The sequence below is a fragment of the Comamonas sp. CAH-2 genome, assembly GCF_009668305.1.
GTDB classification, from domain to species: Bacteria; Pseudomonadota; Gammaproteobacteria; order Burkholderiales; family Burkholderiaceae_C; genus Comamonas; species Comamonas aquatica.
In genome coordinates, this window is sequence record NZ_VSWF01000026.1 from 42,809 (window position 1) to 50,807 (window position 7,999).

General features: G+C 54.5%; 8 protein-coding genes. 2 read left to right on the forward strand and 6 right to left on the reverse strand.

Translation table 11 applies throughout. From position 1 onward, the window contains the following. The first annotated feature begins 76 nt into the window (after window positions 1–76). On the forward strand, window positions 77–2,368 hold the full coding sequence (locus FYM52_RS13665; protein WP_255446813.1) for a cation-translocating P-type ATPase: 2,292 nt from the start codon (window positions 77–79) through the stop codon (window positions 2,366–2,368). Between the two features lie 160 nt (window positions 2,369–2,528). Here FYM52_RS13665 and FYM52_RS13670 read toward each other — a convergent pair whose 3' ends face one another. The 6 genes from FYM52_RS13670 to FYM52_RS13695 all read right to left on the reverse strand — a co-directional run bounded on the left by FYM52_RS13670 (window position 2,529) and on the right by FYM52_RS13695 (window position 7,432). After that, window positions 2,529–3,500, reverse strand: coding sequence for a hypothetical protein (locus FYM52_RS13670; protein WP_043387440.1), 972 nt, complete (start codon window positions 3,498–3,500; stop codon window positions 2,529–2,531). An 82-nt stretch (window positions 3,501–3,582) separates the two neighbouring features. Then, a complete protein-coding gene (locus tag FYM52_RS13675; protein ID WP_045267213.1) occupies window positions 3,583–4,629 on the reverse strand; it encodes a YqaJ viral recombinase family protein in 1,047 nt (348 codons plus the stop codon). Between the two features lie 135 nt (window positions 4,630–4,764). Continuing rightward, the gene (locus tag FYM52_RS13680) at window positions 4,765–5,748 is read right to left on the reverse strand and encodes a DUF932 domain-containing protein (protein ID WP_043384326.1); all 984 of its coding nucleotides are present in this window, start codon (window positions 5,746–5,748) and stop codon (window positions 4,765–4,767) included. 72 nt (window positions 5,749–5,820) lie between these two features. Continuing rightward, window positions 5,821–6,216 carry a hypothetical protein gene (locus tag FYM52_RS13685; RefSeq protein ID WP_231499192.1) on the reverse strand — a complete coding sequence of 132 codons (396 nt, stop codon included), beginning with the start codon at window positions 6,214–6,216 and terminating at the stop codon, window positions 5,821–5,823. Next, window positions 6,216–6,872 (reverse strand): inovirus Gp2 family protein, encoded by a 657-nt coding sequence (locus FYM52_RS13690; RefSeq protein ID WP_162524727.1) that lies wholly within the window; start codon window positions 6,870–6,872, stop codon window positions 6,216–6,218. The genes FYM52_RS13685 and FYM52_RS13690 overlap by 1 nt, the downstream gene beginning before the upstream one ends. Window positions 6,873–7,225: 353 nt before the next feature. Next, on the reverse strand, window positions 7,226–7,432 hold the full coding sequence (locus FYM52_RS13695) for an AlpA family transcriptional regulator (protein ID WP_043384329.1): 207 nt from the start codon (window positions 7,430–7,432) through the stop codon (window positions 7,226–7,228). A gap of 307 nt (window positions 7,433–7,739) precedes the next feature. Between FYM52_RS13695 and FYM52_RS13700 the strand changes: the two genes are divergently transcribed. Next, window positions 7,740–7,999, forward strand: a 260-nt coding sequence (locus FYM52_RS13700; RefSeq protein ID WP_162524728.1) for a hypothetical protein, incomplete at its 3' end; no start/stop codon positions are given.

A 7,999-nucleotide genomic window follows, 5' to 3' on the forward strand; every position in this document is an offset into this window, starting at 1 on the left:
TAGTGCCTGACGTTGCTGGGGCGCATTTCGCGCTGTCACTTGACTTTAAGGTCACTACAGGGTTTCCAATTAAGCCATGAAACTAGAAACCAGCACCTCTTCAAGCGTTGACACCTGCTGCTCAGCGGGATGCTCCAGTTCCGCCTCTCCGGTCAATGCCGCCGCAAGCGGCCCGGGCCAAGTCAAGCTGTTCAGAATTGCGACCATGGACTGCAGCGCCGAGGAGGCGGAAATCCGCCGCGCGCTGGAACCCTTGGACGGAATCCGCTCTCTGGGCTTCCAGCTCGGTGCTCGCACGTTGAAGATCGATGCGGCAGAAAGCACGTATCCCTTGGCCCTGGAGGCTATCCGCAAGGCGGGCTTCGATCCACAGCCGGTGGCCGGCGCAATGAACTCCCAGGGGGGGCCGGCAGTAGGGCCTGTCGAAGGCGACGACGATGGACATGGGTTCGCTGGCGGCATTTCTCGCCTGGTGGCTGCGCTTGTGTTCGCCACGGGCGCGGAGGTGCTCTCCTTCTTCGCGCCCGACCAGATGGCCTGGAAGGTGGCAGGCATGGCCATCGCCGCGTTGGCCATCTGGCTGGCTGGAATCGACACCTACAAGAAGGGCATCGCAGCGCTGCTACGTGGCAAGCTCAACATCAATGCCCTGATGTCGGTGGCCGTCACAGGCGCTTTCCTCATTGGCCAGTGGCCCGAGGCTGCCATGGTGATGGCCCTGTACGCCATTGCTGAGCTGATTGAGGCCAAGGCCGTGGACCGGGCACGCAATGCGATCAAGGGGTTGCTGGAACTGGCGCCGGAAGAGGCTCTGGTTCTGGGCCCCAATGGCGCATGGTCTGCCACGCCGGTCGCCGCTGTAGCCATCGGTGCGACCGTGCGCATCAAGCCGGGAGAACGGGTGCCGCTGGACGGCAAGGTGACGAAGGGGAACGGGGCCATCAACCAGGCTCCGGTGACTGGCGAGAGCATTCCCGTGGACAAGGCACCCGGCGATCAGGTGTTCGCGGGCACCATCAATGAGACCGGTGAACTTGAGTTCGAGGTCACGGCCCTATCGAGCAACACCACCTTGGCCAGAATCATTCAAGCCGTTGAGCAGGCACAAGGCACGCGCGCACCGACACAGCGCTTTGTCGATCGGTTCGCCGCGATCTACACGCCTGCGGTCTTCGCCATTGCGGTGGCGGTGGCAGTTCTCACACCGTTCCTGATGGGACTGACCTGGCTGGAAGCGCTCTACAAGGCCCTTGTCCTGCTGGTGATTGCCTGCCCATGTGCCTTGGTCATTTCCACGCCTGTGACGGTGGTAAGCGGACTGGCGGCCGGCGCTCGCCGAGGCATCCTGATCAAGGGCGGAACCTACTTGGAAGACGCGCGGCTCCTGAAGGCGGTGGCGCTGGACAAGACGGGCACCATCACCGAAGGTAAACCCAAGCTGGTGCAGTGGCGCGTCTGGGGCGCTGGCGATGAAGCTGCAGCCCAACAGATGGCCGCCAGCCTGGCTGGCAGATCCGATCACCCGGTGTCCAAGGCGATCATCCAGGGTCTGGAAGTACCAGGCCCGGAGGCCGAAAACTTCAAGGCCTTGCCGGGGCGCGGTGTCGAAGGCGTGGTCAATGGAGTACGCCTCGTGCTGGGCAATCACCGACTGATCCATGAACGGGGACTGTGCACCCCTGAACTGGAGGCGGAACTCGCCATCCATGAAAAGCAAGGCCGCACGGTCACCCTCCTGGCTGACGATTCGTGCGTCCTGGCCTTGTTTGCTGTTGCAGACACCATTCGGGCGACATCAAAGCAAGCCATCGTCGATCTCAAGGCGCTGGGAGTGACCTCGGTGATGCTGACCGGCGACAACACGGCCACGGCCAAGGCAATCGCGGCGCAGGCGGGGATCGATGACGCCCGCGGCGACCTGCTGCCCGAAGCCAAGCTCGACGCCATCAAGGAGATGCAAAAGCGCTACGGCGCCACCGGCATGACCGGGGACGGCATTAACGATGCACCGGCATTGGCCCAGGCTGATATCGGTTTTGCCATGGGCGGCGCTGGTACCGACACCGCCATGGAAGCGGCCGACGTGGTCATCATGAACGACAACCTGCAGCGCGTCGCCGAGACTGTGCGGCTATCCAAGCGCACGCATGCCGTGCTCTGGCAGAACATCACCTTGGCTCTGGGCATCAAGAGCGTGTTCCTGGTGATGGCGGTCGTTGGCACGGCGACCATGTGGATGGCGGTTTTCGCGGACATGGGTGCGAGCTTACTGGTAGTGGGCAACGGGCTTAGGCTGCTTCGCGGGACACTGGATCCAGCCTCCAAGCTCAACCGCTCAGAACCCAAGGAGCATGCCCATTCCCACTAGTGTGTCCGCGCCGAAGTAGAACTGAGCCACCGGCTCAGTTTCCGGTCGGCCATTGACAAAGAAGGTGGGCGTCTTGGTGACCTGCAGTGCGGTGAGGTCTTCGATGTCTTGCTGCACTAAGGACTGCATGCCAGGTGGCTTGTAAGCGCAAAAAATGGCGTTAGGGATGGTGTGTTGGCGGCTCGGTATCCTCCGGATAAAGCTCCTCCACAATGTCCGCCGCTTCCTCCGGCGCATCTTCAAAGCTGCCGTTAGCATAGCCCAGACGTGCAGCCTCATCCAAAGCGCTCTGCGCAAATCCTGCAGACTGGCGCTGTGCAGCCAGCGCCTTGGCTTGGCCGATGGCCTCGTTCAAGCTCAGGCCGGTGCGCACCACCAGGTCGGCGTAGTAGATGGCCGCACGGTGCGACTGTGTGGTGGATTTGCCCCGCAGCCGCATTTCTAGAGGCATGGCGGCCAGGTGGCCGCCTGAGACTGCAGCAAAGTAGCGCAGGCGTGCAACGAGCGTACGAATGCTGTTGAAGCCCGTGGTACGAAACACAAAGCTGCCCAATTCATCGCTGTCACCGATGCTGACGTTCAGCCGCCCATAAGGCTTGCAGTTACCCAGCCCAAAACGACAGCTATCAGGACCGGGACATTCCATCGTCTCCAGCCCTTGATCCGTGACGCGCTTGCTGCTCTCCCCGTCACCCACGCAGACAGGACGCGCTGTGCTGCGGTCAAACATGCAGTAGTTGGCTCGCAGGTTTAGATCAGGGTCATTGAACAAGACGCGCACGGGAATGCTGCGCAGCTTCCGTCGTGGAGAGCTAGTTTCTGCAGGCGCTTGACCTGCAACCCCCATCTTGTCTTTGAGCGTGCGCTTGGCACTGCGTGCGGGAATACTTTCACTTTGACTGTCGGAAGGCTCAGCGCCTTCCTTTATGCCGCCAACGGTGAAGGCATCTGGTTGGCTTTGGCGCAAAGCCTCATCCAACGGGTGTAGCACCCATTGTCCGCGCTGCTGGACTTGGGTGGTGATGGTGAATTCATCGTCTTTCTCTGGCAGGCGCTTGCCATTCTTTTCCACGACTTTGCCAATAGAAATTCGGCCAATGACGGGCGGGGTAATCATCAAACCTTTGATCATGTTTTGCTCCAAAAAAAGAAAGCTCCCGGTGGCATGGGCCACAGGGAGCGAGAGGGGGATGGATGTGGGAAGGATGGTCAGCTCAAGCTGGATACACGCAAAACCGCCGAGATCCAGGCCGTGTGGTGAGGTAGGCTTTGGACAGCTCGGGATGGTCTTTGACGAACTGCGCTGTATCGAACGCTTGTCCATCCTTGCTGCGGCGCCAGGTGACACTGCCACCACAGGCAAACGTGGCTTTGCCTGCTTCGCCCATGTGGATCTGAATGGCCTGGCGCAGGCGTGCTTCCTTCTTCTGTGCGGCATCGAGCTGCTCACGGGCCAGCAACAGAGCTTCAAACGTGGCATTGAGTTGTGGGTCCTCACTCATATCCACGTCTTCACCTACGCTGTTCGGATAGAGGCAACGCAATGCTTTTTCTGCACTGTCAGAGCCATCTCCGGCTGGAGGTGTGTTGCTTTCCACCAGATGCCAGAAGGCATGCTCCATCTCAATCAGGCGGGCAATTAAGGCCTCGTCACGATCGATACGGAAGATGCGCAACTCCTGCCCCCCAATGAGCACGGCCACATCTGCGGCTTTGTGGCCCGTCACGGCTAACTGGTGCATCACCTGCAACTGGACATACTCAGGCACGCCATCCTTCCACAGGCGTGCACCATGAATGCCAGCGGTCTTGCATTCCAGAATTTGCACCTCGGATGAACCCACCACCTCACGGTCCACATTGGCCAGCATCCAGGGATGCTTGGGATGCTGCAGCACGGCATTCACACGGCGTACCTTGTTGCCTGTGCGCTTGGTGTAGTGCGCAGCCACTATGGGTTCTAACAGCGTGCCCCAGAACATGGGGCTGGTGTCATCGTTGGGGTCTACCGCTGGCAGCAAGTTAGCCTTGCCCGTCTTTTGCATCCACAATTCCAGTTGGGACTGGTAGGGATTCAAACCTACGGCAGTCGCTGCATCAGAACTACCAATTCCCGTGCGACGCACTTCCAGCCAATCATCGCGTGCCATGTCCTTGGTCGATACTAGGCGCAAAGCGGCGCCCTTGCGAGGGCGGATGGGGTGCTCCACTGGTGTTTCACGGACATTCAGCGTGGCATTGCTCAACAAATGAACAGACATACAAATCTCCTTGGCCCTCAAGAATTGCGGGCATAAAAAAACCGCCTCAGAGGGCGGTTCGTAGGGGTGGAACGTAAATAGGAAAACCTAGCGGAAACAGCCAATGCGGCCAGAGAAGCAAACCAGTGAGCATGCTCAGGCCACCAGTTGCAAAGCATGATCCAAGGCACGCTGCTTAATCGCTGCTCCCTGGCCGAACCAAGCACTGTCCAAGCGGTTGTCCTGGCTACGCGCTTGTTTTTCATGGTCGATGAACTCAGTCACAGAGCACAGCAGGCCCCAGGCAGTGTCTTTGGCTGCATGCATTTCTGCACCTCGGCCGTGCCCCTCGTAAAGCATCTGTACTTTCTTAAGCGCTCGCTCATTGGTCAAGCCGACTGACAAGTCAGAGTGGGCATCTGTGTTGCAGATCACCTTGAGGAAGTAGTTCATGGCCTCATGGGTTTTGACCTTGCGCTCAGCCAGTGTCTTCATGCGGTACATAAAGCTGTCCCATTGACCGACTGCAATACCGAGTTGGCGTTTAACGGCCTGTGCGTCGAACGTGGTGCTGTGGGGCACCTTGACGGAACCTACGCCATCCTTGAGTGCAATCGTGAGTGTGTTGTTACACACCACGCGCACGGTCGTAGGCATGGCCACCGTAGCCAGAGAACCATCACACGACGTAGCCAGCAACAAATAGCCGTTGACAACATCGTTACCCTTCAGAGCCACCGACTTTCCAGTGCGTGCCAGAGCCCAGAACTTACGGCCTGCCTTGAGCACCCCGGCTGTCTCCAGCTCGTACCCTGCCACTTCGGTCAGGTCACGATAGAACTCCAGTACCTCACGCGGCTGAACCACGTTGTAGCGACTACCCACTACGGAGAGCGGTGCCTGCGTGTCGCTGCGGTACAGAACTTTTTGCTCAGGAAACTCTTTGGGCTCGGCATACAAGCCAGAGAGTCCTGAATTTCCATCGGAAGCGAGATAACGAACAGGTGTTTCCTGGATACGCCAATCCATGCCTGCGGCTTGTGCCCAGACATCAATGCTTTGCTTAGCTGGCAAAGCGTTGCCCAGTTCATGCCAAGGCGTTTGGCCTGTGTAGGCCATGGTTTCGATAAGGTGTGCCATTTGAATTTTTCCAGTCAGATAAACGCAAAAGGCTCACCTCAAAGAGGTGAGCCTTGCATGGGAGGGGTAACGTTAGAAAGTCTTCGTGCAGTCAATACACAGGTAGGTATCCAGTAGTGTTTCATCCAGTTTTGCGCCAGCTGCTGAGCCGGCAACCGATCCACTGACACCACCAAATAAAGCGCCTAGCAATGCGCCGCCTAGTGCACCAACGGTGATACCCAAAGGGCCAGCAAATGCACCTAAAGCAGCACCAGTGGAGGCGCCTCCAGCAGCGGCAGTCGCACCGCCGACAGCACCACCTACGCCGCCGATCATGCATCCAGCACGTTCACCAACTCGACGACGCATAGCCCTACTCGAGTCGCAGTACGGACATGTCAAATTCATAGATAGATCCTTCGATACAAACACCATGACGTCATGGCAAGTGAAGTACATGTGAATGAATCCATTTAGAAACAGCATTACTGCCTGCTGCAGCCAAAGCTATGACCGGGAGAGTCAAATTTTTTCGTATCCAACTTGCATAGATAGCTCAGCCGGTAAAAAACTTCTTCAACGCTCAGAGGACTGTCTCTGCGCATGTGATATTGGCCATTCTCTGAAAAGTTCACCAAGTATTTGTACCGCTCCATGTCTTTGAGTCCCAGTGCACTCATCCATGCGCCTACGATCATGTTGTAGAGACTCCTTCCGCTGATGTCATAGCTGCCAACCTTCCAGTAGGACTGTTTGTTCATCAGCAGTGCCACGTGATAGTGAGGCTGGTCTGTGCTGCTGAACTCCTTGCACCATACATAGCGGATGTTGGTGGGGTGCACGCGCTTGCCTTGATCCATGGACCTCTTGCTGGCAGAGCGCACCTTGGATCTCAAAGATGCAATGAATCGCTCTATAAGGCGTTCTTGAGGGACAGAAATGTCTGAGGGAAGCTTTAGATCAATTCTCAATACAAAGACAGAGCTGTAATCTTGGAGTGCGCTATCTATACAGACCTCGATACCTGAAAGATATTGATAGATTAAAGGGCCTCGCTTGGTATAGACCTCGTAGCCATTAAAAAAACTGGAGTGATGTAGTTTTTGATTGGGGTTGTAAGGGTTTCTGTTTGGTTTACTCATTGTAGATCCATTAGATGTTTGTCTTCTTCTCAAATCATCTACGAGTGCCTTTGGTTTTTTAACTTGAATCCTGACTGGCATCATGAAGTGGTATGCATTGCCATATGCATGATGCTTCACAAAAGACTGACCTGCTTTGCAAGTGAATGCTTGATATAGAGCTTTTGTCTAAGTCATTTATCTTTAAACAACCCCAGCTACCCCACCTCTATCTATACATATTCTCTATATACCTCTATCTATACATATTCTCTATATATAGCTACCCCTACACAATGATTTAATCGAAGGCTTGGATACACCAAGCCTTCGATTTTTAAATTCCTTTAATTCCTGAAAATTATTGATGTTTATTACTCTGGGAAAGTATTAATCTTAGATAAGTCTCGTTCATTTACACGCGCTGTAATCCATTGGTCAACTTCGGCCTCAACCCATCCAACAGCTCGCTCTCCAAGAGCGATTGGCTGAGGGAACGTTTTAGCCTTGATGAACTTGTACAGCGATGTTTTGCCAAGCCCAGTTCTGTTTATAACCTCGTTGAGTCTGATGATACGCATGACCTGCTTTCGATGATTGTCGTCATCGGATGACCAGCACAGTTATTTTTTTCATTGGTCTAACCTGCTTGCACAAGTAGGTTGTACTAAGTAGACTCCTTCGGGAGCCTCTCTGTAACTGCTGAAATCAGGGGCTATCGCATCGCTTTCAGGTATGTAAGTTGATAAAAACATAAGACTTACATGCTTCAAACAAAGTTGATTCATGAGCATTACGTGAAGCAAACGTCACTAAAATGCAACTATTTCATAAGCGCTTATGATTGGATGAGATGTGAGAAATGATAGGTTGACAAGGTTTTTAGCTGTGTGCTTGAAGATTCGATTGAATTCAAGTGGTGCTAAGAAAGGTAATGAAATTTCCTTTTTGGAAAATGAAATAAGTAAAATAAAAATTAATGAAAATGATGATTTTAATTACTTGTACAATGACTATGAAAAGATAAAAATAAATACAGAAAATAATGAAATTATTTTTTCTAGCAAAAGAGGTTTATTGTTTTTATCTGCTTATTTAGAGAAAAATTTATCTGGATTAGATTACGGTCTATGGAAGCGATGCTTGGA

Coding starts and splice junctions, on each gene's coding strand:
- FYM52_RS13665 (WP_255446813.1), top strand. CDS start 77: ATGAAACTAGAAACCAGCACCTCTTCAAGCGTTGACACCTGCTGCTCA.
- FYM52_RS13670 (WP_043387440.1), bottom strand. CDS start 3,500: ATGATCAAAGGTTTGATGATTACCCCGCCCGTCATTGGCCGAATTTCT.
- FYM52_RS13675 (WP_045267213.1), bottom strand. CDS start 4,629: ATGTCTGTTCATTTGTTGAGCAATGCCACGCTGAATGTCCGTGAAACA.
- FYM52_RS13680 (WP_043384326.1), bottom strand. CDS start 5,748: ATGGCACACCTTATCGAAACCATGGCCTACACAGGCCAAACGCCTTGG.
- FYM52_RS13685 (WP_231499192.1), bottom strand. CDS start 6,216: ATGCTGTTTCTAAATGGATTCATTCACATGTACTTCACTTGCCATGAC.
- FYM52_RS13690 (WP_162524727.1), bottom strand. CDS start 6,872: ATGAGTAAACCAAACAGAAACCCTTACAACCCCAATCAAAAACTACAT.
- FYM52_RS13695 (WP_043384329.1), bottom strand. CDS start 7,432: ATGCGTATCATCAGACTCAACGAGGTTATAAACAGAACTGGGCTTGGC.